Below are 25,266 nucleotides of genomic sequence, written 5' to 3' on the forward strand. Positions count from 1 at the left end.
TTGAGTTCAGATGTGACATCGCTCGCGGAGCGTTTTGAGAAGTTCGTCGCCTATGAAGTGGAGGACAAGGCTCTCCCTTCCGTGTCCTATGTGCTTGTCGACCGGGATGGCGTCCTGGCGAGCGGGCATGTCAGGCGCAGCGATCTGGACCATGCGATGGGTGAGGATACGGCCTTTCGCATCGGCTCACTGACGAAAATGTTCACGGCGCTTGCGCTGATGCAGCTTGCAGAAGCGGGCAAGGTCGATATCGATGCCGATATCCGGGAATATCTGCCGGAATTTTCACCGCACAATCCCTTCGACAACGACCCGTCCGGGCCGCATGGCAACAACATCACGCTGCGCAAGCTGATGAGCCACACCTCCGGTCTGGTGCGTGAGCCGAAGAGCGGACACTATCTTGATTCCCAGCGCCCGGTTCTGTCCGAAACGGTGCGCGAACTGGCGGAATCCACCCTGAAGGAAGACCCCAGCGCGGGCGTTTTCCGCTATTCCAACGCCGGCATTGCAGTCGTCGGGCGGGTGGTCGAACTCGTGTCCGGCTGCGATTTCAACACCTATGTGGCGGATCATCTCTTCCGCCCGATCGGTATGTCTAACAGCGCTAACACCGTATCGCCGGAACTTCTGGCGCGGCTTGCGCCTGCGTGGATGTGGACCATGGAAGCGGATGTTCCCGCACCCGTCTTCGATCTCGGCGGTTCGCCCGCCGGCAACATCTATTCGACGCTGTCCGACATGGGGCTCTTCGCCCGCTCGCTCCTTCGTGGTGGCTTTACGTCTGACGGCGCCTCGATCATCTCGCCTGGAAGCCTGACGCGGATGTGGATGCCCGTCGGAGAACGGCCGCCGGGCTATAGCGGTGACCTGAAGGGTTATGGCCTTGGCTTCGGACTGGGAGAGGTGGATGGCTGGATGTCGATTGGCCATGGCGGCGCGGTCTATGGTTTTGCGACCCAGATGACGCTTCTGCCAGCTGCCGGTCTCGGTGCGCTGATTTTCTCGACACTGGATTTCAGCAACCAGATCGCCAGCCGGTTGACCGTGAAGGGGCTGCAACTCGCACTGGCTGATCGCAAGATGGGGGCGGCGCCGGTGCCGCCGAAGCCACGCACGCCTCTGGCTCCCGAAGAGCTGGAGGACCTCGTTGGCCATTATGCCGAGCAGGATGCGACCGAGGGCGAGGCCGTGGAAGTTCGCGCAAGCAATGGGCGGCTTTACCTTATGGGTGATGGCGTGCCGCTGGAACTTCGCCGCGTCTCAGGGGCCGATTTCCGGATCGATGGCCGCATCTACGGAGAGGGCGCGGATTACGCACATATGGATGTCGCTTTCCCGGCGCAGGACGAAATGCGCTGGAAAGACAAGGAATGGCGGAAAACCCCACCCTGTCAAAGTGAAGTTCCGGCAGAAATTGCGCCGCATCTTGGCGATTACGGGCCGGACTTCAACGTCACCAACCTGTTTTACGCCAATGGGGGGCTCAAATGCCTGATCGAATATTTCTGCACGCATGCGTGCGAACCGGTTGGTCCGGGTCGCTTCAGGATGCACGGCATACTCTATGACAATGAGCTTCTGGAACTCGATGCCGTCAATGAGGAAGGCAGGCGGGGCATTCGTGTCGGTCAAATGTTTCTGGAGCGGCGACCCTGAGCGGTCACGAGGGTATCATGTCCATTTCGCATATCGAGATTTTCAAGGCGGGATTGCCGCTCAAGCGCCCGTTCCGGATCGCCATTGGCGAGACGAGCGTTACCGAGACGATTTTCGTCAGGGTGCATACGGATGACGGCCTCTACGGGCTCGGGGAGGCCAACCTCTTTCGGCCCGTGGCGGGCGAGACCCGGGAGGCCGCGCTGGCCAATGCGCGCGATCTGGCGCAATGGCTGATCGGCCGGGACCCGCTGGATATTGACGGTTGCGTCGCCGGCATGCGCGCCTTCCTGCCGAACAACGCCACGATCCGTTCGGCTTTCGACATGGCGCTTTACGACCTTCTGGGAAAGACGGCGCAATTGCCGCTATACGCGGTTCTGGCGGGGCCAAGGCGAGAGATCGTCACCGACAACACGGTGGGCATCGATACGCCCGAGACCATGGCTGCGCACGCTCTTGAGTTCCGCGAGCGCGGCTTCACGGCGGTCAAGGTCAAGCTGGGCGCGGGCGTTGCGGAGGATGTGGCGCGCGTCGCGGCGATCCGCGACGTTCTGGGGCCGGACATCGCCATTCGGATCGACGCCAATCAGGGCTGGGACCGGGTGGAGGCGCTTCAGGCGCTCAGGCGATTGTCGGCCTTTGACATCCAGTATTGCGAACAGCCTGTTGCAGCCTGGGATTTCGAGGGTCTCGCCGCCGCCCGTTCGCTTGGAGCCATCCCCATCATGGCCGATGAGGCGCTTTTCGACGAGCACGACGCCATGCGCCTCGTCACGACCGGAGCCTGCGATTATTTCAACATCAAACTGGCGAAGTCTGGCGGAATTCACGTGGCGCTGAAAATCAACGCCCTGGCTGAAGCGACAGGCATAAAATGCATGATCGGCTGCATGACCGAGACCCGTCTGGGGCTCACCGCTGCCGCGCATCTGGTCTCGTCACGCGGAAATATCGTTTTCGCGGATCTGGACGGCGCAGACATGCTGCGTGAAGATCCGGTCGTTGGCGGCATGGTCTATGGCGAGGGCGGGCGCATTATGGTGCCCGATGCTCCGGGACTTGGCGCTGATCTGGATGCCGGTTTCATCGCCGGTCTTGAATGCGAAACCATTGGGCGGAATGCAGAATGATTGTTGAGGAGCCACTGGACGCGCAGGACAGAATGGATTCGCCCATCGGCGCGCGCATGCGCATAGGCGGCCGTGACGTCGATTACTTTTGCGGAACCAGTTACCACGCCCTTCATGGGCATCCCGTCGTCATTGAGGCGGCGGTGCAGGCATTGCGGACGTATGGGCTTGGCCCGGCAACGCGCGCCGACATGCCGGTCTATACGGAGACCGAAGCGCTGGTCTGTCAGCATTTCGGCTGCGATGCCGCGGCCTATGTGGCTTCCGGTTATCTCTCCATAATGGCGCTTCTGCTCGCGCTGCGTGACGACTACGATGTGGCCTTTGCCGATGAACGATCCCATTTCAGTGTGAACGACGCGCTGAAATGCGCCGAGCGGCCGGTTGTCCGTTTCAAGCACCGCGATCCGCAGCATCTTTCAGAGCAAATGCGCCGTCATCTCAAGCCCGGGCAGGTGCCCGTCGTGGTGAGCGATGGTGTGTTCCCGTCAACCGGTGCTCTGGCTCCGCTCGATGCATACGCCGATATTCTGGAAGCCTGGCCGGGCGGGCTGCTCTGCATTGACGATTCCCATGGTGTCGGAGTTCTCGGCGGCACGGGGCGTGGAACGCTCGAGCATTTCGACCTTGAAGGGGACCGTGCGTTTTGCGCCGGCACGCTCAGCAAGGCGTTTGGCGGTTTTGGCGGCGTCGTGCCGGCAAGCCGGGCGCTTGCGGAGAAAATCGCGACCAAGGGCGGTGTCGTCGCTGGCGCGTCGCCTCCGCCTGTTCCGGCTGCGGCTGCTGCCGGCGCTGGGTTGCGGCTTTTCATGGAAAGCCCGGCCATGCTCCAGTCACTGCGCGCGAACGTGGCGCATATGCGTGCTGGCCTCGCCGAGCTGGGGCTCGCTGTTCCGCAGACGCCCGTGCCGATCTTCAATGTTCAGGCGTCGGTCGATCTGAAGCAGGTGAGCGAGAAGCTTCGCGCGCGCGACATCGTGGTGAAGCATGTGAGCGCCGGCGGTTACTCGGATGCGCCACCGGTGGAAACGCTCAGGATTGCGGTCTTCTCCAGCCATACGCCCGAGCAGATCGATGGCCTGCTCGCCGGCCTTGCCGCATATCTTTGACGCTGTCTTGTTGACGAGAGCGAAAGCCAGCCAGCTTTAGCACGGCTGGCTTTCCATCATCAGCACACGGGCGCGCGGAGCGCCTTGTAGACGCGGCTGGTCGGGGCGATGCCCATCGTGTCCGCGCAGAAGGAAACGGCGTCGAGAAGCGGACCGAGCGCGATGCCGGTCTCCATGCCTTGACCGTTCAGAAGATAAACGACATCTTCCGTCGCCACATTGCCGGCTGCGCCGGGGGCAAAGGGGCAGCCGCCGAGGCCGCCCGCAGCCGCATCCACGGTACGAACGCCGAGCCTCACCGCTTCCCAGACATTGGCGACGCCCATGCCGTAGGTGTCGTGGAAATGGGCCGCGATTTCATCCATTGGAACGTTTTTCGCGACCGCTTCCAGCACGGCGGCAATGCGCGCCGGTGTCGCCTTTCCGAGCGTTTCGCCAAGGGCGATCTCCTGGCAGCCCATCTCGCGCAGGGCCTTGGCCACCGGGGCGACGGCCCCGGGTTCAATCGGGCCGGCATAGGGGCAGTCGGTGATGGTGGAGATGTAGCCACGCACGAACACGCCCGCGTCACGCGCCCGCGTGACGATGGGCGCGAAACGCTGAAGAGAGGCGCTGACCGTGGAGCCGATGTTCTTTTCCGCAAAATCATCGCTTGCCGCCGTGAAAACGGCGATGGCGCGCGCGCCTTCTTCAAGCGCCTGTTCCAGCCCCCGCTCATTTGCAACCAGCACCATGTCGCCGGCGCGTTCTGGCGCGCCGACGGCTTCCATGACATCCGCAGTGTCCGCCATGCGCGGCACGCGCTTTGGCGAGACGAACGCGCCCACCTCCATCCGCTGAATGCCGGCGCGGCGCAGCCGCTCGATCAGCGCGATGCGGTGGGCGGTTTCGATGTGTTCCCTGCGCGCCTGCAACCCGTCACGGGGCGCAACCTCGACGATTGAGACGCGCGTGCTCACTTGTCGCCCCGGATGCGCTTCAAAATCTCTTCGGCCAGATCCTGCCGCACCTTGCCGAGGGTCTTGAGTTCGCTCGCGACCAGATCGATCTCATCACCAACCGCACCGACCATCAGAGCGACATTCTGCGCATGCAGCGCCATGTGTCCCTTCTGGATGCCGGTCGTGGCGAGTGCGCGCATGGCGGCGAAGTTCTGGGCAAGGCCGATGGAAACGATGATGCGGGCCAGTGCATCGGCCGTTTCGACGCCGAGCAGCTTCAGATTGGCCTGGGCGGTCGGGTGGATCTTGGTCGCGCCGCCGATCAGGCCCACGGCCATCGGCATTTCCAGAATGCCGACCAGATTGCCGTCTGCGTCCTTTTCCCAGCGCGACATGGAGCGATAGCGTCCATCACGCGCGGCGAATGCATGTGCGCCGGCCTCGATGGCGCGGGTGTCATTGCCGGTTGCCAGCACGACAGCGCTGACGCCGTTCATGATGCCCTTGTTGTGGGTCGCGGCGCGGTAGGGGTCTGCATCGGCGAAGCGGTAGGCGGACAGCATGTCGTCGCGCACCTGTTCGCCGCCGATCTCTTCGAGCTTCCATACGGCGCGGGCGCGCACCACGCGCCGGTCTGCCAGATTGGTGAGAATGCGCAGCAAGGTGCGCGCGCCGGTCCAGTCGGCGAGCCGTGGGGCCAGCGCCTCGGCCATGCTGTTGACCGCATTGGCACCCATTGCGTCGCGCGTGTCGACGATGATGTGCACGATGGTCATCGGCCCTTCATCACTCGCAATGACCCGCACATCGATATCGCGGAAACCGCCACCGAATTTCACCAAAAGCGGGTCGGTTTCGTCGCAAATGGCCCGGATTTCTTCGATTTTCTCGTAAACCTTCAGGCGCACATTTTCGGGGTCGCTTGCGCCCAGAAGCTGGATCTGCGCCGCCATGACGGGGCCGCTGCCGGAGGTGAAGAAACCGCCGGTGGAGCGGCAGCGCTTGGCTGCGTTGCAGACGGCGGCGACGACGGAGGATTCTTCGGTCGCCATCGGCACCAGCATTTCGCGCCCGTCGACAATCATGTTGGTGGCGATGCCCACCGGAATGGCCATTGTGGTGATCGCGTTCTCGACCATACGGTCGGCGAGTTCGATCTGACCTTCGGCTGCTGCGGTGAGGCTTGAAATGGCCTCGTTTCCAAGCTGCGCCTGCCGGGCAACGGCCTGGAGGCGCTCTGCCGGGGTCATCTTGTGAAGGCCTTCAATACGGGACGATTGGACGTCGCTCATCATGTGTCCTGTTGTTACTGAATCATGGTTTTGGGGAGCCAGAGCACCAGCTCCGGGAACAGCGCGCAGATCAGGATGCCGAACGCCTGAAGAAGCATGAAGGGAATGATGGCCCGATAGACCGTTCCCATGCCGATACCGGCCGGTAGAACGCCTTTCATATAGAAGAGCGTGTAGCCGAAGGGCGGCGAGATGTAGGCCATCTGCGCCGACACGAGGAACAGGATGCCGAACCAGAGCCTGTCGAAATCCAGAAAGTCGATGACCGGCAGGAAGACGGGCACGCAAAGGAGAATGATGCCGATCTCATCAAGGAACATGCCGAGGAAGAACAGGATCGCCAGCATGACGGCCAGCACGACCCAGCGATTGGCGTCCATGTCTTGAATGAAGCCGAGCAGGAAATCCGCGCCGCCCGTTCCGGTGAAGATCGCGACGAAGGCGCGCGCACCGATCGTGATCCAGAGGATCATGGTCGTGACCTTGACCACGTCCATGCCAACCCCGCGCAGAAGCTCCCAGCCGAAACGGCGTTCGATCAACGCTGAAACGAAGGCCAAAGCAACGCCCACGGCGGCTGCTTCGGTCGGCGTGGCGATGCCCATATAGATGGTGCCCAGAACGCCAACGATGATGAGCATCGGCAGGACAAGCGACTTCAGCGCGGCAATGCGCATGGCCCAGGTGATGTCTTCATTCTCTTCCGGACGTGGCGCAATCGACGGGTTGAGCGCTGCACGCAGCACGATGTAGCCGATATAGAGCGAGGCGAGCAGAAGGCCCGGTATCACGCCGGCGATGAACATCTGCCCGATCGAGGCCTGCGCGGTGACCGCGTAGACAATGGTGATAACCGATGGCGGGATCAGGATGCCCAGCGTGCCGCCGGCGCAGATCGTGCCAATGGCGAGTTCCGGCTGGTAGTTGCGCTTGAGCATCGAGGGCAGGGCAAGCATGCCCATGGCGGCAACGGCTGCGCCAACAATGCCGGTCATGGCGGCGATGATCGTGCAGATGGCGATGGTGCCCACGGCCAGCCCGCCGGGCAGGCGGCGCGACCACAGTTCCATCGCCTTGTAGAGGCTCTCGATCACGCCCGAACGCTGCAAAACGCTGGCCATCATCACATAGAGCGGAATGGCGAGCAGCGATTCCGACTGCATCGTGTCAAAGAGATTGAGAACGGTGACGGAAAGGGCCGCCGGTCCCCAAAGGGTGATCGTGAAGACAAGGGCGAGCGAGCCCAGCGTGAAGGCGAGCGGAAGACCGGTCAGAAGCAGTCCGACCAGACTTGCGAACATGATCACCAGAACGAGTTCGGAGCTCATGGGCGCGCCTCCGTGCGTGCATCATTGCGCAGGGCGAAAACCGCCTCGACCAGCGCCTGTGCGCACAGCATGACAAAGGCGAAAGGCACTACGAATTTCAGCCACCAGATGGGTGGGTTCCAGGCAGAGAAGCTCGTCTCTCCGAGCGACCATGCATTGACGGCCAGAGGCCAGCTCACGGCGGCGAAGACGGCCGCGAACACCGCGATCACGAGAAAGGCGAACACATTGAGCACGCGCTGAACGGGAGCAGGGGCCTTCTCACTCACGATGTCGACCGCCACATGTCCGCGCAGATGCAGCAGATAGGGGCCGGCCAGCATGAAGTGTGGGCCGAAGACGAGCGTGCTCGCTTCCATGGCCCAGACGGTGGGCGCATTGAAGGCGTAGCGCGCGATCACCTCATAGAGGAGCATCGGCACGACGGCGAAGATGATCACCGCAGCGATAACGAAGAGAACCCGGTTTACACCGGTGACGAAGGCGTAGACTGCCTGCATGGAAATGACATTGAGCCTGAGGGTCGATAGCGGGCGGCGCTGTGGCCGCCCGCCTGGAACAAGGATCAGATAAGACCGAGCGACTGCATGAAGCCGATCTGGCTGTCGACGATCTTGGTCGCCAGCGGATCTTCCTTCGTTGCGGCTTTCCAGGATGTGACGGCCTTGGAGCGGGCCTCTGCGACATCCACCGGATCGAGGTAGATGACCTCGACGCCCTGCTCGCGATATTTGTCGAGCACCTGGCTGTTCTGCACGATGATGCGCTGACGCAGCGAACCCGAAATCTCGCGGGCTGCGACGGCAAGGGCTGCCTTGTAGCTTTCCGGCAGTGCGTCATAGGCGGCCGAATTCGCCACATAGCTGGTGGCCGTCGTGGGCTGGTGAACGCCCGGCAGGATGATGAACTTCGCGACTTCTGCGAGGCCGGCCTCGTAATTGGCCGTGAGGTCGCCACGGTCTGCAAAGTCGATCAGGCCCTTTTCAAGACCGGAATAGACTTCGGCCGTCGCCATCGGCGTGACCGCAACACCCAGATCGCCCATCACCGCAGAAGCGAGGCCCACAAAGCGGCCCTTCTTGCCGGCCATGTCGGCAATGCTCTCGATCTTGACGGTCGAGTGCATCGGCTCTTCGCCATAGACGGTCGGCGCGATGTAGGTCAGGCCGGCCTTGCCATAGGCTTCACGGGCCATTTCAAGACCGCCGAGCTCATAGAACCAGGCTTCGTACTGGTCGGGATCCGGGAAACCGAACGGAATGGTCGAGGTGAAGGCGAAAGACGGGATTTTGCCGGCTTCATAGCCGTCAAAAGTCTTCATCAGCTGGAATGCGCCGCTGCGAACCGCATCGAACGCCTGATTGGCCGGCACGAGCTGGCCCGCCGAGAACAGCTTGATCTCGAACTGGCCGTCGGTCAGCTCCGAGACACGCTCGACGAACTTCTTCTCGAACTCAAACGGCGTTGTTCCGCCGTCCCAGAGCGCCTGCATGCGCCACTGGACTGCTTCTTCTGCGCGCGCCACTGCGGGCATAGCCAATGCTGCTGCACCGCCCAATGCGGAAGCCGTCAGAAAACGGCGTCTTTTCAAATCGGTCATTGCTTCCTCCCAAGACAGCATGTTTGTTCATAAGCGCAAATTGTCCTAAAATGAATTGGGACAATCAAGGGACAGTTTGACGCAAATTGGCGATGACTGTCCCAGCAGGAGGAATGGGACAATAAGCGATGACTGAAAGCGATACGCGCCTCTCTCGCGTCGACCGCATTGTCCAGCATGTCAGCGGGCTGCTCGCCGCCGGAGCCTATAAATCGGGTGAGCGGCTGCCTTCCGTGCGCCAGGCCGCGCGGGAGCATGGTGTTTCCAAAAACACCATGGCGGAGGCCTATGACAGGCTGGTTGCGCGGGGGCTGCTGGAGGCACGCGCCGGGTCTGGCTATTACGTCGCGCAGTTTCAGATCGACCGCCCCGCACCGCCCGCGCCGCATGTGGCTGCGGCGGTGGATGTGGTCTCGCTCCTGCGCGAACAGCTCGACCAGCACTATGAGGTGCGGCCGGGCGACGGCAGACCGCCGGCCTCGTGGATGGAGGGGGCAGAACTCAAACGGTATTTTTCCAGTTTCAGGACGGCGGATCCGGCTGCGGTGGATTTCGGCTATGGCAGTTCCTGGGGCTATGCGCCGCTGCGCGAGCGCCTTCGGGTTCTGCTTCTGGAACGTTCGATCACCGCCCAGCCGGACGGGCTTCTTCTCACGCATGGGGTCAATCACGGGCTCGACCTGATCATCCGGCATCTGATCGAGCCGGGTGACACGGTGTTCGTCGATGATCCGGGCTATTATCCGCTTTTTGCAAAACTGACCCTCGCCAAGGCGCAGATCATCGGCATTCGCCGCAGCCATGACGGGCCGGATCTGGAAGATCTGGCCGCGAAGCTGGCGCTGCATCGGCCCAAGGTCTTCTTCACGCAGTCTCTCGCCCACAACCCCACCGGCAGCACATTGTCGCCGGCGGTTTCGTTCGGCCTCATGCAGCTTGCGGAACGCTGGGGCTTTCTGCTCGTGGAGAACGATGCCCTTGCCGATATCCTGCCCGCGACATTGCCGCGGCTTGCCTCCCTCGATCAGCTAAACCGTGTGCTCTATGTCGGCACCTTCTCGAAAACGCTGTCGGCCAGCCTGCGCTGCGGTTTCGTCGCCGGTCATCCTTCCATTGTCGGGGCGCTCGGCAATCTGAAGATGCTGACCACGGTGGCCACTTCCGACTATGTGGAACGATTCGTGTTTCATCTCATTCAGGGCGGGCAGTATCTGCGGCATCTGCGAAAGCTGAGATCGCGCGTCGAGGAAGCGCACAAGACCTCGCTTGCGCGGCTTGAGGCGCTGGGGCTGACAGTTCGCAAGAGTGTCTCGCCGGGCTTTTATCTCTGGGTGGAGTTCCCCGACTCGATTGACGAGATGGCGCTCTGCCGTGCGGCCTCTGAGGAGAGCATATTCCTTGCGCCGGGCAGCGTCTTTCGGCCGGGCAGGCCGACGCAGGGCAGGGCGGCGATCCGGGTGAATGTCGCCTATGGGACGCATCCGCGCTTCCTTGCGTTTCTGGCGGATCAGCTGCGAAACGCTCCGCGCGCGTAAAGACGATGTGAGCCGGACTGTCAGGAGTGTCCTGGGTCCAGAGCCGCTTCTGATTGCAAGTTCGCGGCGCGTCTTCGATAAGGGCGCTTCAAGATGCTTCGGCCTCGCCGCAAATGCATCTCCCGTCAGGATGGCGGGAGCGCGGTGGGGAATAGGACAACGCTGGTTCAGAGAGTTCTTTCATGGAAGGCCGCTTTGAGATGATCTCAACAGGCGAAGGTTCCGCCACGCTCGCCGATCAGGAACTCGGTCGGGATGCGCTACGCCAGCTCACCGGGTCGGGTGCGCCGGTGGTGCTGTGGAACTGCGTTCTGGAAGACGCCGATCTCTCGCGGCTGGACATGGAGGGATGGCGTTTCGAGCAATGCAATCTCACCCGGACCTGTTTTGATGGCGCGCAGCTGGATGATGCCGCTTTTGTTGGTTGCCGGGCTGCGAAGGCGAGTTTCGTTGGCGCAAAAATGACCGACGCCCGGATCGAGGGTAGTGATTTCAGCAATACAAACTTTCGGCGCGCAACGCTCACATCGGCGGTCATCACTGGCTGCAAGATGCTCGGCGCGGACCTGACGGAAGTGCGCAGCCTTGAGCTTCAGCTCGAGGAAGTGCTCCTGAGAATGGCCACCCTGCCATCGTTCTCGTTTCGCAAGAAGGTGTTGAAGCGGGTCGATTTCGGCGAGGCGGACCTGCGGATGTGCGACTTTCGCGGGGCGACATTCGAGGGCTGTTCTCTGCGGGGCGCGAATCTGGCGGATTGCCGTTTCGAGCTTGCGGATCTGCGCGACGCCGATCTTGGTGAGATAAAGCTGACCGACGCCCGCCGCTTCAGGGGGGCGATGATCTCAAGGCAGCAGGCCGCCGAGCTTCTGGAACAGCTCGGGCTGCTGGTTTTCTGAATGGACGCGATGAGCCTGGAAGAAGCCGCAGGGTTGCAGAACGTTTCGGAGAAGAGCTTCCGCGATGAGGTTCTCGACGACCTTGCGATCTTCGAAACCACGTTTTTTCGATGTGAATTCGTGAACTGCATTTTCGATGGCGGCCGGATCGGCCTGTCCACCTTTCACGACTGTCAGTTCATCGGCTGTTCGTTCCGTGACGCAAAACTGCAATCCTGCCGTTTCAGCGGAGAGAAGGAGACGCAGCGCTGCACCTGGTCGCGCTGCGACCTGTCGAATGCGGTTCTGTTGAAATGCGATGTCTCGCACAATGTGTTTGGCGACTGCCTGGGCTTCATGCTGCGTCTGGAAGACTGCGATGCGGGTGAGGCGCAGCTGAAGCTCGACGTTCAGCGGCAGATCAACCATCGGCACATAATGGGTGGCTTTTCGTGCGTGCGCACGAAACTTCAGGACGCCGATCTGAATGGCCTCAATCTTGAAAGCAGCACGTTCGAGTTTTGCGATCTGCGTGGTGCGAACCTGACCGGCTGCAATCTCTCATCCGCCAGTTTTGCAGGCTCCAATCTCAATGGAACCAGGCTGACGCGTGCGGTCCTGACGGGGGCAAGCATCGCGCATGCGCAGATCGATGAGCTGGATCTGACCGAGGCGCTGACGACTGATGATCTGACCATCAGCCGTGACCAGCAGGAAAAGGTGCTGGCGCAATTCCGGATCAGGGTGCTGAACTAGGGTCAGGACCCAGTAATATTGATCATCTGAAAAATACTTTTACCGCTCCGGTGAGAGTTGATGGAAACGATGCAGGAAATGGCCAAAATCATCTGGCGTATGTTTCGGCTTTCGCGACGCTTTCGTAAAAAAAACCAGTTCACTTGCCCTGTATGATGAAATAAATGTTTGTGAGTTCTGAGTTTGGCGAAGTTTTACGCTGAATCCCAGGGACAAGGGGTGGCCGGTGTCTGCCGGAGCGAGGGGGGAATATGACCGAACATTGTGCGGGCAAGAGTGGTGGTTTATCAGCTGCGCGCCTCTTCAGGGCCGCGCTGGCGGGTTTTGCCCTGTGCTCTGCGTCCGCTGCGGCGCAGGCCAGCGACATGCTTGGCGCGACAGAGGCCGAAATCCAGGATCAGCAGCGATGGCGGGTGATTTTCAGCCCCTATGTCTGGGGCGCGTCGCTCAACGGCACGGCGGGCGTTCTTGGATATAGCACTGATGTAAAAATGCCCTTTCATGAGATCTTTAAGAATCTCGATGCCGGATTGATGGGCAATCTGGAAGTCACGAATGGCACGTTCGGCGTCTATGTCGACGGCCAGTACGTCAAGACCAGCCAGGATGAAGACATTCTGGACAATGAACTGGCGTTGCAGGTCATCAACACCACGCTTGCCGCCGGCGCCTATTATCGCGTTTACGAGCAGGAGCTGGGTGGCGCGACGCTCTTTGGCAGGCCGCGCGTGTTCGCAATCGAGCCGACGCTTGGTGTTCGCTGGACACAGATAGACGCCAAGGTCGAAGTCGGGCCGATGACCGCTCGCCGGAAGGTGCAGTGGACCGACCCGTTCATCGGCGCGCGGATGATCTACGACATTGATGACCGTTGGAATTTTGCGGCGGAAGCAGACATTGGCGGATTTGGCGCCGGCACTGATTTCAGTGCGCACGGTCAGGCCTATCTCGGCTACCGGACCATGATCCACGACGTGCCCACCATGTTCCGCGCCGGCTATCGCGTTCTGTATCAGGACTATGATGGCGGCGACAATGTCAGCGACTTCAAGTATCGCGTGACCCAGCATGGCCCGGTCGTCGGGCTTTCCATCACATTTTAGGGCGTTGTGCCGCCAGGGGAAACACCTGGCGGCACATGCCTGAAGACTGTGGAGGCCGGTCAGTCCTTGGGCTGATAGGTCATGGTCCGGGCAATGTTCTGCGCAGGGCGTTTTTCGCCGGCCAGAACCTCGAAATCGAGGTGGTTTTCCGGAGGAACCAGCGGGCAGGTCACGAAGTTCGTGAAGGCGCAGGGCAGTGCGACCGCATAGTTAAAATCGATCCAGTCGATGCGGCTGTTGGTCTCGTCGGTGAACTGAAGTTCAATGACGCGGCCGGCGCCATAGGTGACGGGACCATTGGTCTTGTCGCGCACATGGGCGACTGGCTGCACGCCGTCCGGCGTGTCCTTGCCGATGAGAACGAGCTCGTGGCTCTTGCCTTTGTACTCGAAGGTGAAGGTGCCCATGCGCGGCGTGGATTCACGCACGCCTTCTTCCACCGTTTCAGCCTCATAGTCGGTGCGTTCGCTCGGCGTGTAGACGCCGCGAATGCGCCATTCGGGATCATAGTCGAAAGCGGTGACGCCGGCGTCTTCCAGACGCGTAGCCTCGCGCGGGTCGCGCACGCGGACGCCGAAAAGCGGCTGGCCGTCATGCGTCGTGCGCAGAAGCGTTTCCACCTCGTTGCGGCCGAAATAGACCGGAAGGCTGTCGCCATGACCATAGGTCTGGTTGCGGCCCGGAATGATCTCCACCGGGCCCGTGGGGTATTCGCCGTCCACCGACAGGTTCGGGCCTTCGGCGGGCGGGGTGAACATGATGCGTCCGTCTTCCACCGACCAGGTGCCCGGCAGAAGGTCAAAGGTGACGCCCTGATCGTCTTTCTCCAGCCAGTACTGCGCAACCAGCGAAGTCCAACCATACGGGCGGAACATCTTGGCGACGTGGGCATAGCGCCATTCGCGCCATTGACCTTCCAGGTGTTCTGTCGTGGGCATGTTCATCTTCCTTTCGAAGGATTCAGTTGTCTGCTTGCGCAAAAGAAAGTGGGTGGACCGGCGCTTCAGCCGGCCGGGCGTGTGAGTTCGTCGAGGAATGCGAGGACACCGCGCCAGGAGCCTTCATCCGCCCGTGCGTTGCCCGATGGCGTGCCGCCATTCGTGTAGGGCACTTTCGAAACCGGGTGCTCGCGGCTCAACTGGGTTGAGGGCACGAAGGGCAGGTTGATCGCATGGCCGGCGTCATCGAAATCGAGGTGACGAACGAGGTGCGGGTGGTCGTGCCGGTTGAGGGTCGAAACCACCATCTTTGAGTAGAGGCTCGATGGCCAGGCGCGGTCGTCGCGGCCTGAAACGAGCAGAACGGCGGCCTTCGTGTTCTCGATCGGAATGCGTGAGCGGGCGGCCAGATCGGTGTCCTTCAGGCCCTCGAAGAAGACGGAATGATGCCGGGTCGGTGGTGCATCGCCGCCCCAGGGGTGCCAGTGCACGGCCTTGTTGTCCTGCCAGAGATGGGTAAGCGGCTCACCACCCCGGGTCCAGGTCACGCCCTGCCAGCCGCCACGCGCGGGATCACCCGCACCCTGTGCGCCATGCACCATGGCGCCCGGCACATAGGCGATCACGGCGGAGATGAGATCGGGGAAGGTCGCGCCGAGAAGCAGGGAGAGTTCGCCGCCGCGCGACTGCCCGGCCACCGCCACGAAACCGTCGCGCGGCTTGAGCGTGCGGTGCGCCCAGTTGAGGCCGGTCTCCAGATATTCGAGCGGGGTTTCGGTGATGAAGGGCGACAGGCCCGGAGCCTTGAAATAGCCGAGCGCAAAAGCCTGATAGCCATGAGAGGCGTAAAGCGCGCCGCGCGGCTCGTTGATGCCGCCGCCGGAACCATTGAGCACCACCACGACGGGATGCGGGCCGGGGCCTGCGGGTGTGAACAGCGTGCCGACCAGCCCGTCTTCGCGGATGTCCTGCCGTTCCACGCCTTCCGCTGCGAGACGCTGGAGAAGCGCACCCTCTGCCTTGACGCCGGCGGCGGTTTCCGCCGTCAGCGCCGTCTTCAGCGGCTGCATGACGTCGTCGGGGAAAAGCTCCTGACTGTTGCTGTCGACCGGCTTCTGGCTCCAGATCAGGCCCATTGCCGAGATTTCCGCATAATCGCCGCCAACGGGCGCATCGCGGGTCAGATCCACGACGCCATCGGCATCGGCCATGAATGTCGCCTGGCTGTACCAGACAACGCCGCCCGCCCGCACTGTCCGCGCGGAGATCGCGACGAGTTCATCGGGCGCGAGGCCCGAGACGACGATGCGGCGGGGCTCGTCGATCAGGCCGTCAGCGGGGGTGACGGAAACAACGGGCGCGGAAGCAGGATTTGTCGTCATCTAGAGCACCATTTCTGCAAGAGGGGTGGTCAGCCATTTCCGGGCATTGGCGCGCAGAGGGGCTGAGCCGGAGGCACTCCGGCCGTGTCGGGAAAGGCGTGGCATTATTGGTTCGCCTCACCTGTCATGCGTGCGAGCTGAGCATCGAGGTGTTTGGCAAAATCATAGCCCAATGCGGCTTCGGGCGAGCGTGCGCCGCCGCGCGGCCAGTGACCGCCGCTTCCGGTCCAGTCGCTTTTGAGGGCTGCAAGCCGGGCCTGCCAGTCGATGCTGTCTCCGGCTGCTTCAGGGTCGAAGGCAAGCAGGAACACGCCCCGGCCTTTCGGATCGTCACGGCCACCGCCGGCGACACCGGCCAGAAGTTCGACCACGAGGCCAAGCAGAGAGCCAACCTGTCCGCCGCGCGGCAGAAGTGCGGTAACCTCGGAGGCGATGGTGGTCGGCTGTCCTTCGCCATTCAGCGCAATTCCCTCCGGCAGGGGAGCGCGGGTGCTGCGGGCGTTGCGGATGTCGGCCATGGTGGCGGTGCTGCTTGCCACGTCGATCACCACGCGGTCCGCGCCGGTGCCCATGGCGAGGGCGAACGGATTGGTGCCGATGACGGCGCGCGTGCCGCCATGGGCGGCGACGAAAGGCGGGCCTTCGGCCCCGGCGATCCCGACAAGGCCGGCATCGGCGAGATGGCGCACGAAGGGAGCAAGCCGGCCGAAGCCCCTGACGCCACGCAGAAAGACGGCGGCGATGCCCTTTTTCCGTGCGGCTGTGGCGAGGTCCAGCGTGGTGCTCGCAACGGCAAGCGGTGCAAAGGAGGCAGAGCAGTCGAGCCAGCTTACTGTCTGCGGGGTTTCGGCAGTCGGGACGGGCGCGGCGTCGGCCGTCCACTCATCGAGCATGGCAATGCCGAAGCGCGACAGGTTGAGCGCGTCGGCCTCGATCAGTGCTGCTGCGGCAAGTTTCGCTGCCGGAGTGTCGCCAAGCGCTGCCGAGAGCCGCGCAACTGCGTCGGGAAATGCGATCATTCGTCCATGCCCCGCGCTGCATTGCCGATCTGGACTTCGCCAGCGGACAGATAACCGAGCGTCATCAGGCGTTCGATCAGGAACGCCCGGCTGCTCTTGATGTGTTCGGCCTCGATGGCGGCGGCCCTTTCGCCATCGCCGGCCTCGATGGCGTCGACAAGCGCCGTGTGCTCGTCCGAGTGCTCGCCGATCTTGACCGAGAAATCGATTGCGAAGCGCAGAAGGCGTTCAAGCTCGTCGAACAGGGTTTCCGAGAGAGCGACAACGCGCTTGTTGCGGCTGCACTGCGCGATGGCGACGTGGAAGCGCCGCGCCACCTGCTGCATGGCCCCGATGTCGAGCGGCGTTGCATATTCGGCAACGATTTCGCGCAGCTCGGCGATGTCGGCCGGAGTGGCGTAACGCGCTGCCTGCCGTGCTGCATGCGGGCCGATGGCCGCGCGCAGGTCCAGGATTTCGTGGACGGCCTGAAACGTGATGGTGGCCACGCGATAACCGCTGCGCGGCAGGATCGTCACGAGCCCGTCGGCCGCGAGCTTCTGCATGGCGTCGCGCACCGGCGTTTTCGAAACGTCGTAGTCACGCGCAATGGCGTTGGTGTCGAGCGTGGTGCCCGGTGCGAGTTCGCAGCGCACGATTTTCTGCCGGAGCGCAAGATAGATGCGCTCCGAGACGGGTGTGTGGGCGTTGGGGGCCGGGCCGGTGTCGACGGTCATGAGCCTCTTTTCCTCAGCCGATCAGTTCTTCGCCCAGGCTACGAAGTGCCGCTCCAGCGCCTCAAGGGCGAGGATGGTGAGATAGCCCATGACCGAAATCACGACGATGCCGACGAACATGCGCGAGACCGCAAAGGTCTGCCACGATGCCCAGATGAAGAAGCCGACGCCGCTGCGCGCACCGAGGAACTCGGCGGCTGCGATGATGATGTAGGACGAACCCGCAGCAAGCTTCAGGCCGGTGAAGATGCTTGGCAGCGCAGCCGGGAAGGCGATGCGCGTGAAGGTCTGGAACCGGCTCGCGCCTGCGTTCTTGGCGACATCCATGTAAATCTGCGGGGTCTGCAGGACGCCGCCCATGGTGTTGTAGAACATCAGGAAGAACACGCCGATGGCGATGACGACGAATTTGGATGCATCGCCGACGCCGAAGATCAGCAGGATCAGTGGGAGGATGGCGATCTTCGGCACCGGATAGAGTGCCGAGAAGATCGGACCGAGGATGCGGCGGGCAGGCTGGGACAGGCCCAGAATGAGGCCGAGCGTGATGCCCGGAATGGCGCCCATCATGTAGCCGATGCCCACACGGCGCAGGGTTGCGCCCATATGCTCGAAAAGCTCCAGGCTCACGATCATGCGCCAGGCGGTTTCGGCGATGGCGCTGGGAGCCGGGAAGAAGCGGCGGTCGATCAGGTTGAACTGGCTCGACAGCTCCCAGATCAAAAGGAGCAGAAGCGGGCTGAAATAGGACGCGAAGCGGAACAGTTTTTCGCGCCGCGCCGGCGCTTTGAGCCGGCGGAGTTCGTCTTCTGTCAGTATCGTGGTCGCAGTGCTCATCTCATGCCTCCGCAGGAGAGGCCAGCAAGCGCCAGACCTCGTAAGTCATATCCCAGAAACGCTTGTCGCGGCGCATCTCCACAACGTCGCGCGGGCGTTCGAAGGGGACGCGCATGTCGGCGACCAGCCTGCCGGGGCGCGGCGACATGACGAGAACGCGATCCGCCAGCGTCAGCGCTTCATCGACACTGTGCGTGATGAAGACCACGGTCTTGCCGGTCGTTTCCCAGATTCGCAGCAATTCCTGCTGGAGAACCAGGCGCGTCTGCTCATCCAGTGCGCCGAACGGCTCATCCATCAAGAGGATGTCGCGGTCGTCGACAAGAGCGCGCGCCACGGAGACGCGCTGCTTCATGCCGCCGGAAAGCTGATGGGGAAGGGCGTTCGCGAAGTCGGTCAGGCCCGTCAGCGTCAGCATTTCGCGCACACGCGTCTCCTGCTGTGCGCGGGGCACGCCTTTGAGGCTCAGAGGAAACGCGATGTTCTGCGACACGGTCAGCCAGGGCAGCACGGACGCTTCCTGGAAAACCATCGCCGGCGGCGTCGAACTGTGCAGCTTCACGGAACCGCTCAGCTCGTCCTCTAGGCCGGCGAGAATGCGAAGAACCGTGGTCTTGCCGCAGCCACTGGGGCCAACGATGCACACGAATTCGCCGCGTTCGACCTCAAAGCTGACGTCGGAGACGGCCACGGTCACGCGGTCGTCCTGGCTGTCGTAGAACGCTTTGGTCAGATGGCTGACCTCGATGGCCGCTCCGGCGGTCTTCGCCGGAGACGGACGCACTTTTTCCTGCACGGCCTGCATCACTTCTTGCTTGCGAGGAGTTCGTTGGCACGCTGCAGAAGATCGCGGCGATAAACGCTGTCGATGTCGGAATTGCCCTCATATTCGAGCGCGCCGCGCTGACGGAAGAACTCTTCCTGTTCACGCACCGATTCCATGTCGATGGCGCCGTCTTCGGAGCGGACCGTATAGGGAATGCCGCGCAGGGCGTCGGGCTCGGTGCCGGTGTAGTTCGACACGATCTCGAGGATCTTGTCGTCTTCCCAGCCGCCATTGTCGAGCTGGCGTGCAGCTTTCAGATAGGCCGCCATGAAACGCACAACCGCGTCCTCGTTCTCTTCGACGAAGTCCTGGTTGAAGGCGATCAGGCCAAGCTCGGTGCCAAAGGTGTGATCCTCGACCAGACGGCGGCCAAGACCCTGCTTTTCAAGCTGGTGGGCGAAGGGCTCGATGCTCCAGCCCGCTTCAAGCCCGCCATTGGCGAAGGCGGCGGCGGTCGCGGGCGGCGGCAGGTAGACCGGCTCGACGTCGTCGATGGTCAGGCCACCCTTTTCGAGCGCCTTTGCGACCGAATACATGCCAAAGCCGCCGGGGCCGGGAATTCCGATGCGCTTGCCCTTGAGGTCGGCAACGGTGCGGATGCCTTCATCCCAGGCCGTTTGCGACACCATGAAAGGCGACGGGGAGGGAACCGTGTTCGGCATGCGCGCCGAGGTGGCGATGATGGAAACCGTGGCGCCGCGATCGAGCGCGTTGAAGAGGCTGGAGGCCCAGGTGGCGGCACCCGCTTCAATGTTGCCGGAGGCGAGCATCTGGATGGTCTCGGCCGTGTTGCCTTTCGGCGAGAGCGTCACGTCGACGCCGAACTCATCGAAATATCCCAGATCTTCCGCGACGAAGAAGGGCGCATAGTCGGCAAAGGGAGAATAGAGGAACTCGATCTCCGGCAGGTCTTCGGCCTTTGTTGGCAGGGTGGCTGCCGGGGCCAAAGCGACAGCAAACGCGGCTGCCATGAGAACACGACGACTGACTGAGAGCATGCGTGAGACTCCTCCTTCTCCGCAAGGAAAACTGGCCGGCGCCTGACATTTCCGCCCCTGTCCGAAGCCTTTCCGGGCCGTGGGCAGGGAGAACGTCATGCCGGAAATGAAACCGTACAACTGATATATCAGTGGCGCAACCTGATATTTTCATTTTGGTACTGTTGTATCGATTGAAGCAATTTCGCCCGTGTCGGGCGGGGTAAATCGGGGAAGGCCTCTAGCCGAAACGCCGGGCGCAATTGCAGAACTCCCTGAGCAGCGGGTTCTGGTTCGCCGGCGACCAGAAAAGCGCGAGCTCGTGGTCTGGCAGCGCTGGCTCGGTGGGCTTCAGAACCAGTTCGGGGCTCATGGAGAGCGTGTCCGGCGAGATCAGGCAGACGCCGACACCCGCCGTTGCAAGCGCCATCTGGGACTGCGCGGTGCTGACCTGGGTGTGGACGATGCGCGGCGTGAAGCCCAGCGCATGAAGACCGCCCATCTGATAATCGTAATGCGCGCGGTGATAGTTTCGCGGCGCGAGAATGATCTCCAGATGCGCCAGATCCTCGCCGCTGAGAAACGGCTTTGCGGCGAGCGGATGGTGCCGTGAAAGGCAGATCAGATAGGGGGCCTTCCAGACGGTGATGCTCTCCAGATCCTCCGACAGGCGCGGCGGCGTCGGAATGGTCAGGAAGGCAGCGTCCAGCTCGCCTTCGTTCAGCTTCTGGCTCAGCTCTTCGGCAGAAAGTTCGGTGAGGAAGAAATCGCTTGCCGGATGGCTTTTGCGAAACCGTTGCAGCAATTGGGTGGTTGCCGGATAGGACATGTAATTGGGAATGCCTATCTTAAGCTCCCGCGCATTGCGCCGCCCTTCGAGCGTTTCGATGGCGTCACCGAAAATGTCGAGCACCCGCTGCGCCTGTCCAAGCAGAAACTGCCCTTCCGGCGTCAGCCTCAGCAGCCGGTTTCCGCGTTCGACCAGACGCACGCCCAGTGTCGTTTCAAGCTGCGAAATCTGCTGGCTCAGCGTGGGCTGGCTGATGGCGAGCGACTTTGCCGCGCGGTTGAAGCCGCTCAGGCGGGCCAGTTCGTCGAAATAGATGAGCTGGCGCAGGCTCACATTGCGCATGCGGCGCAGAATGGACGGTTCGATGGGATTGCCGGACATGCCCTGACACTTTCGCGTTTGATCACGGCAACCCGCCTATAGGTTTTATCTATCAGTCGGATGACATTCGAATTGAACTGTCATGCAGGTGAAATGCAGCCGACTTAACCGTCGCCGCCATCGCGTTTCGGTTCAGGCGGTTTTTGTGTCACTTGCTCTAAAAGTTCTGGGTTCGTCGGGTGGGTATCCCGTGCGGGGGCTTCCCTGTTCGGGCTATCTGGTTACGGCCGATCAGGAAAACATCCTTCTCGATTGTGGTCCCGGCATCGCAACCGCTCTGCTTGCCGATGGCAGGCATTGCGGGCTGGATGGGGTGGTCATCAGCCATCTGCATCCCGATCACGTTCTGGATCTCGTGCCGCTTGCCTATGCGCTTCTGGCCGAATGGCTCGTGGATGGGCGCACCACGCCGCTGCCCCTTTGCATTCCGCAGGGCGGTTTGCAGTTTCTTCAGCGGTTCTCCGACCTGTTCGGTCACCGCAACTGGCAGTTCCCAAGCGATGCGGACGAACCTGGAAAGCGGGCGCTTGCCGCCTCGGTTCAGGAGCGGCACGACTGGCTTCTGACGGTTTTCGATGTCCGTGAGTATGCCATCGGAGACACGCTCAGGCTTGGCGCGAACCAGATCGAGACGCATGCGGTGGATCACAATGCGCCGACGGCCGCGATGCGGATCGAGAAGAACGGCGCGCGCATCGTCTACTCGGCAGATGCGCGTTTTGACCCGACCCTGGTGGGTTTCGCCGCTTCCGCCGATCTTTTTCTGGTGGATGCGCATATGTCCGGCCCGCTTGCCGGCGGCGCGCATATGAGCCCTGCCGAGGCGGGCAGGCTGGCCGCTCTCGCAGGGGTGCGCGAACTGGTGCTCTGCCATCTCGCAGCGCCTGAAGACGGGCCGAGCGCGCGCGCCGCGGCGGCGCAGCATTTCAGCGGTGCAATCCATCTCGCCTTTGAAACGCGTGAGTATCGCCTGTGACCGTTTCTCCCGCAGCGGTTCTCACGCCCATTCCGGCAGCGCCCACAGGAATGGGGCCGCGCATCGCGCCCTATCTGCTGGTCGGCCCGCTGATGTTGCTCCTGTTCGTCTTTGCGATCCTGCCGTGTCTTCTGACGCTGCTGCTCGCCTTCTTCGACGTGGATATTCTGGCCGGCACCATTCGCTTTGTCGGGTTCGAGAATTTCACCCGGGCTGCCGCGCGCGGCGAGGTGCTCAACAGCCTGCGCGTCACCTTCACCTACATTCTCCTGACCGTGCCGCCATCGATGATCCTCGGCCTTTTGATCGCGCTCGCGATCAACAGTCTGCGGCGCGGGCGCGCAATCTGGCAGGCAGTCTACTTCCTTCCGGTCGCGGCCACGCTGGTCGCCATGTCGATCGTGTGGCGCTGGATGTTCGTCGGGCGTCGCGGCATCGTCGACCAGACGCTTGGTCAGATGACCGGCCTGGTCGACTGGCTGAACTCGCCCGTGCTTTCCCTGCCGGCGGTCGCCATTGTCGGCAACTGGCAGCAGATCGGCTTTGTCGTCGTTCTTTATCTCGCGGCGCTTGCCTCCGTGCCGCGCCACCAGATCGACGCCGCGCGGGTGGATGGCGCGGGTGCATGGCACCGCTTCTGGCACGTCACCTGGCCTGCCATCGGCCCGACCACGGTGTTTGTCGGCATCATCACTTCGGTCAATGCGCTGCGGGTGTTCGACACGGTTTCGACCATGACCGGCGGCGGCCCTTCGCGCAGCAGCCAGACGCTCGCTCACCTCATGTGGGAACGGGGCATCTACTTCTTTGACATCGGCGGGGGATCGGTGGTCACGCTCGTTCTTCTGGCGCTCGCCATCGCCGCAACCGCGCTCCAGCGCATCATGACCGCACGGCTCGAGAAGGCTGGAACGCGATGACCCAATCAATCGACACGACCCGCGCCCGCCTGGTTGCAGGCGGCACCCATCTGGCGCTCGCTGCAGGCGCGGTTTTCATGCTGCTGCCTTTCTGGCTGATGCTGCGCACCTCGTTCACCGCGCCGGATCAGGTCTTTGCCGGGAACATTCTGGCGCTCAGCGATTTCAGCCTCGAGAACTATCGCCGCGTTTTCGCGGAAGTGCCGCTGCTTCGCTATTATCTGAACGGCATTTTCGTGGTGACCGCCATCTTCATCGGGCAGGTGATCGTCTGCGTTCCCGCAGCCTATGCGCTGTCGCGGCTGCGCTTTTCCGGGCGAGAAGTCGGGTTGTGGCTGGTGCTGGCCGCGATGATGGTTCCCTATCACGCCACGGCCATTCCGATTTACGTGCTTCTGTCGCGCTTCGGCATGATCAACACGCATGGCGCGCTTATCCTGCCGTTCATCGGTTCTGCCTTCAGCGTTTTTCTGCTGCGGCAGTTCTTCCTGTCGATCCCGCAATCGGTTTTCGAATCGGCGCGGCTCGATGGCGCGTCCTCGCTGCGCACGCTGATGCACATCGTCTTCCCTATGGCGCGGCCGGCCATCGTCACCTTTGGCATCCTCAGTTTCGTGTCGCACTGGAACGACTATTTCTGGCCGTCTTTCGTGCTGCGCAATGATTTCGCCGCCACGGTTCCCTTCGGCATCGTCAAGTTTCTCGATCAGGAGCTTGGTGCGGATTACGGGCCGCAAATGGCGGCTGCAACCCTGACCGTCCTGCCTCTTCTCGTCGGTTTCCTCATCGCCCAGCGGCAGCTCATCGCCGGCATCGCGATGACCTCCGGGCAGGTCGACTGACATCGTCTCACATCACATCTGGAGCCAATTCATGAAACGCCTTCTCACCACCACCGCACTCCTCGCCATGATCAGCGCGACGCCTGCACTCGCCCAGACCGAGCTGCGGCTGGTCTCCGGTCAGGAAAAACAGAACGGCGCGGTTCTGAAACAGGTCTTCGAGGCCTTCAACGCCGGCCAGGAGGATGTTTCGGTCAATCTGGAACTCGACAACCAGTCAGATCTCGACACCACGCAGAAGGTTCTGGCCGACATCGTTGCCGGCTCCGCTCCGGATGCGGTTCGCGTGACCGGCGCCGTGCTGCGGGCCTATGTGGATTCTGGCCGCGCGCAGCCGCTGGACGAATGTCTTGCCTCGGCTCCGGAGCTCGCGGCGCAGCTCGACAAGGGGCTGGTCGACAATTTTCGTGTCGACGGCAAGCTCTATGCCATGCCCTGGTATGTCACCCTGCCTGCGCTGTTCGTGAACGCGGATGCATTTGTGGCCGCAGGCCTCGACCCGCAGAACCCGCCGCGCAACTGGAGCGAGCTTGAGGCCGCTGCCGCCAGGCTGAGCGATGGTTCCGGCAACCGTTTTGGCGTTCTGATGTACATGCCGAACACCTATGTCTACGAAAGCCAGCTTCTCTCGTCGGGCGGCGAGATGGTCGATGGCGAGGGCCGGTCCGGCGTTGCCAGCAAGGCTTCGGTCGAGCTGATGGCGTTCATGCGGGGCCTCGTCGAGAAACAGCAGATGCCCGCGCTCGCGCCCTCGACCTTCTGGGGTGAGGCTTCGCGCATGTTCCAGTCCGGCGAAGTGGCGATGCTTCTAAGCTCGTCCTCCGCCTATAACAACGTCACCAGCAACATCGCGTTCGATCTGGCGGTTGCGCCGATGCCGGCCCGTGACGGCGAGGAGGCGCTGACGGCGGCTTCCGGCAATGGTTTCGTGATGCTCGCGACGGACCCGGAGCGTCAGAAAGCCACCTGCAAGGCGCTCCTCTCACTCGTTGCGCCCGAGAGCGTTGCCGCCACGGTGAAGGCGACGGCCTCTTCGCCGATCAATGTCACTGCTGCGCAGACGCCGGAACTGCTCGGCGATTTCTATGCCGAAAACCCCGCGCTCATGGCTCTGAACGGCCAGGAAAACCGCCCCTGGTACACGCTGCCGGGCCGCGCCAACAACGAGTTCCAGAGCAATTTCGGCGATATCCAGCACCAGATCCTGACCGGCGCTGTCGAACCGCAGGAGGGCATGAGCCGCCTTGCCGACATCATGAACGAGCTGAACGAAGCCCAATGATCGCGCGCAACGGATCGGCCCGGAAAGCAGGCCCGCAGGGCATGGGGAA

The 25,266-nt window shown here is 62.4% G+C and carries 24 protein-coding genes; 11 read left to right on the forward strand and 13 right to left on the reverse strand.

Annotation, left to right across the window (positions count from 1 at the left end):
* The 3 genes from JYP46_RS14750 to JYP46_RS14760 are packed head-to-tail and all read left to right on the forward strand — an operon-like array spanning position 1 to position 3,901.
* On the forward strand, positions 1–1,659 hold the full coding sequence (locus JYP46_RS14750) for a serine hydrolase domain-containing protein (RefSeq protein ID WP_206548516.1): 1,659 nt from the start codon (positions 1–3) through the stop codon (positions 1,657–1,659).
* A gap of 17 nt (positions 1,660–1,676) precedes the next feature.
* Entirely contained in the window at positions 1,677–2,792 is a 1,116-nt protein-coding gene (locus tag JYP46_RS14755; protein ID WP_206548517.1) for a mandelate racemase/muconate lactonizing enzyme family protein, read from the forward strand.
* A complete protein-coding gene (locus tag JYP46_RS14760; RefSeq protein WP_206548518.1) occupies positions 2,789–3,901 on the forward strand; it encodes an aminotransferase class I/II-fold pyridoxal phosphate-dependent enzyme in 1,113 nt (370 codons plus the stop codon). The genes JYP46_RS14755 and JYP46_RS14760 overlap by 4 nt, the downstream gene beginning before the upstream one ends.
* A gap of 59 nt (positions 3,902–3,960) precedes the next feature.
* On the opposite strand, the gene JYP46_RS14765 is transcribed toward JYP46_RS14760, so the two are convergent.
* The 5 genes from JYP46_RS14765 to dctP form a co-directional block, all read right to left on the reverse strand.
* On the reverse strand, positions 3,961–4,860 hold the full coding sequence (locus JYP46_RS14765; RefSeq protein ID WP_206548519.1) for a hydroxymethylglutaryl-CoA lyase: 900 nt from the start codon (positions 4,858–4,860) through the stop codon (positions 3,961–3,963).
* Positions 4,857–6,134, reverse strand: a complete 1,278-nt coding sequence (locus JYP46_RS14770; protein WP_222474176.1) for a hydroxymethylglutaryl-CoA reductase, degradative — start codon at positions 6,132–6,134, stop codon at positions 4,857–4,859. The genes JYP46_RS14765 and JYP46_RS14770 overlap by 4 nt, the downstream gene beginning before the upstream one ends.
* 14 nt (positions 6,135–6,148) lie before the next feature.
* Positions 6,149–7,462, reverse strand: coding sequence for a TRAP transporter large permease (locus tag JYP46_RS14775; protein WP_113156759.1), 1,314 nt, complete (start codon positions 7,460–7,462; stop codon positions 6,149–6,151).
* Positions 7,459–7,962 carry a TRAP transporter small permease subunit gene (locus tag JYP46_RS14780; protein WP_113156760.1) on the reverse strand — a complete coding sequence of 168 codons (504 nt, stop codon included), beginning with the start codon at positions 7,960–7,962 and terminating at the stop codon, positions 7,459–7,461. Before JYP46_RS14780 ends, JYP46_RS14775 begins: the two co-directional genes overlap by 4 nt.
* Positions 7,963–8,027: 65 nt before the next feature.
* Positions 8,028–9,062, reverse strand: coding sequence for a TRAP transporter substrate-binding protein DctP (gene dctP / locus JYP46_RS14785; RefSeq protein WP_222474152.1), 1,035 nt, complete (start codon positions 9,060–9,062; stop codon positions 8,028–8,030).
* A gap of 128 nt (positions 9,063–9,190) precedes the next feature.
* Between dctP and JYP46_RS14790 the strand changes: the two genes are divergently transcribed.
* The 4 genes from JYP46_RS14790 to JYP46_RS14805 all read left to right on the forward strand — a co-directional run bounded on the left by JYP46_RS14790 (position 9,191) and on the right by JYP46_RS14805 (position 13,331).
* Positions 9,191–10,597 carry an aminotransferase-like domain-containing protein gene (locus tag JYP46_RS14790; protein WP_206548521.1) on the forward strand — a complete coding sequence of 469 codons (1,407 nt, stop codon included), beginning with the start codon at positions 9,191–9,193 and terminating at the stop codon, positions 10,595–10,597.
* A 182-nt stretch (positions 10,598–10,779) separates the two neighbouring features.
* The gene (locus JYP46_RS14795) at positions 10,780–11,493 is read left to right on the forward strand and encodes a pentapeptide repeat-containing protein (protein WP_206548522.1); all 714 of its coding nucleotides are present in this window, start codon (positions 10,780–10,782) and stop codon (positions 11,491–11,493) included.
* Positions 11,494–12,228 carry a pentapeptide repeat-containing protein gene (locus JYP46_RS14800; protein WP_206548523.1) on the forward strand — a complete coding sequence of 245 codons (735 nt, stop codon included), beginning with the start codon at positions 11,494–11,496 and terminating at the stop codon, positions 12,226–12,228. It begins immediately after the preceding gene.
* 365 nt (positions 12,229–12,593) lie between these two features.
* The gene (locus JYP46_RS14805) at positions 12,594–13,331 is read left to right on the forward strand and encodes a hypothetical protein (protein WP_244974874.1); all 738 of its coding nucleotides are present in this window, start codon (positions 12,594–12,596) and stop codon (positions 13,329–13,331) included.
* 59 nt (positions 13,332–13,390) lie between these two features.
* Here JYP46_RS14805 and JYP46_RS14810 read toward each other — a convergent pair whose 3' ends face one another.
* From JYP46_RS14810 to JYP46_RS14845, 8 genes are all read right to left on the reverse strand, one after another.
* Positions 13,391–14,269 carry a DUF1684 domain-containing protein gene (locus JYP46_RS14810; protein ID WP_113157137.1) on the reverse strand — a complete coding sequence of 293 codons (879 nt, stop codon included), beginning with the start codon at positions 14,267–14,269 and terminating at the stop codon, positions 13,391–13,393.
* Positions 14,270–14,334: 65 nt separating this feature from the next.
* Positions 14,335–15,651 carry an acyl-CoA thioesterase/BAAT N-terminal domain-containing protein gene (locus JYP46_RS14815; RefSeq protein WP_206548524.1) on the reverse strand — a complete coding sequence of 439 codons (1,317 nt, stop codon included), beginning with the start codon at positions 15,649–15,651 and terminating at the stop codon, positions 14,335–14,337.
* A 104-nt stretch (positions 15,652–15,755) separates the two neighbouring features.
* Positions 15,756–16,670 (reverse strand): Ldh family oxidoreductase, encoded by a 915-nt coding sequence (locus JYP46_RS14820; protein WP_206548525.1) that lies wholly within the window; start codon positions 16,668–16,670, stop codon positions 15,756–15,758.
* The gene (locus JYP46_RS14825) at positions 16,667–17,386 is read right to left on the reverse strand and encodes a GntR family transcriptional regulator (protein ID WP_113156766.1); all 720 of its coding nucleotides are present in this window, start codon (positions 17,384–17,386) and stop codon (positions 16,667–16,669) included. Before JYP46_RS14825 ends, JYP46_RS14820 begins: the two co-directional genes overlap by 4 nt.
* Positions 17,387–17,407: 21 nt before the next feature.
* Positions 17,408–18,223, reverse strand: coding sequence for an ABC transporter permease (locus JYP46_RS14830; protein ID WP_206544974.1), 816 nt, complete (start codon positions 18,221–18,223; stop codon positions 17,408–17,410).
* A 1-nt stretch (position 18,224) separates the two neighbouring features.
* Positions 18,225–19,028: an ABC transporter ATP-binding protein gene (locus tag JYP46_RS14835; RefSeq protein WP_206544973.1), complete on the reverse strand. Its 804-nt coding sequence runs from the start codon at positions 19,026–19,028 to the stop codon at positions 18,225–18,227.
* Positions 19,028–20,047: an ABC transporter substrate-binding protein gene (locus tag JYP46_RS14840; RefSeq protein ID WP_206544972.1), complete on the reverse strand. Its 1,020-nt coding sequence runs from the start codon at positions 20,045–20,047 to the stop codon at positions 19,028–19,030. Before JYP46_RS14840 ends, JYP46_RS14835 begins: the two co-directional genes overlap by 1 nt.
* Before the next feature lie 220 nt (positions 20,048–20,267).
* The gene (locus JYP46_RS14845) at positions 20,268–21,197 is read right to left on the reverse strand and encodes a LysR family transcriptional regulator (protein ID WP_206548526.1); all 930 of its coding nucleotides are present in this window, start codon (positions 21,195–21,197) and stop codon (positions 20,268–20,270) included.
* A 145-nt stretch (positions 21,198–21,342) separates the two neighbouring features.
* On the opposite strand from JYP46_RS14845, the gene JYP46_RS14850 reads away from it, so the two are divergent.
* The 4 genes from JYP46_RS14850 to JYP46_RS14865 are packed head-to-tail and all read left to right on the forward strand — an operon-like array spanning position 21,343 to position 25,217.
* Positions 21,343–22,173, forward strand: a complete 831-nt coding sequence (locus JYP46_RS14850) for an MBL fold metallo-hydrolase (RefSeq protein ID WP_206548527.1) — start codon at positions 21,343–21,345, stop codon at positions 22,171–22,173.
* Positions 22,170–23,093, forward strand: coding sequence for a carbohydrate ABC transporter permease (locus tag JYP46_RS14855; protein ID WP_206548528.1), 924 nt, complete (start codon positions 22,170–22,172; stop codon positions 23,091–23,093). Before JYP46_RS14850 ends, JYP46_RS14855 begins: the two co-directional genes overlap by 4 nt.
* Positions 23,090–23,935, forward strand: coding sequence for a carbohydrate ABC transporter permease (locus JYP46_RS14860; protein WP_206548529.1), 846 nt, complete (start codon positions 23,090–23,092; stop codon positions 23,933–23,935). Before JYP46_RS14855 ends, JYP46_RS14860 begins: the two co-directional genes overlap by 4 nt.
* Positions 23,936–23,966: 31 nt before the next feature.
* Positions 23,967–25,217 carry an extracellular solute-binding protein gene (locus JYP46_RS14865; protein ID WP_206548530.1) on the forward strand — a complete coding sequence of 417 codons (1,251 nt, stop codon included), beginning with the start codon at positions 23,967–23,969 and terminating at the stop codon, positions 25,215–25,217.
* The last annotated feature ends 49 nt before the right edge of the window (positions 25,218–25,266 follow it).

The organism is Nitratireductor aquimarinus (assembly GCF_017255295.1).
Taxonomy (GTDB): domain Bacteria; phylum Pseudomonadota; class Alphaproteobacteria; order Rhizobiales; family Rhizobiaceae; genus Nitratireductor; species Nitratireductor aquimarinus.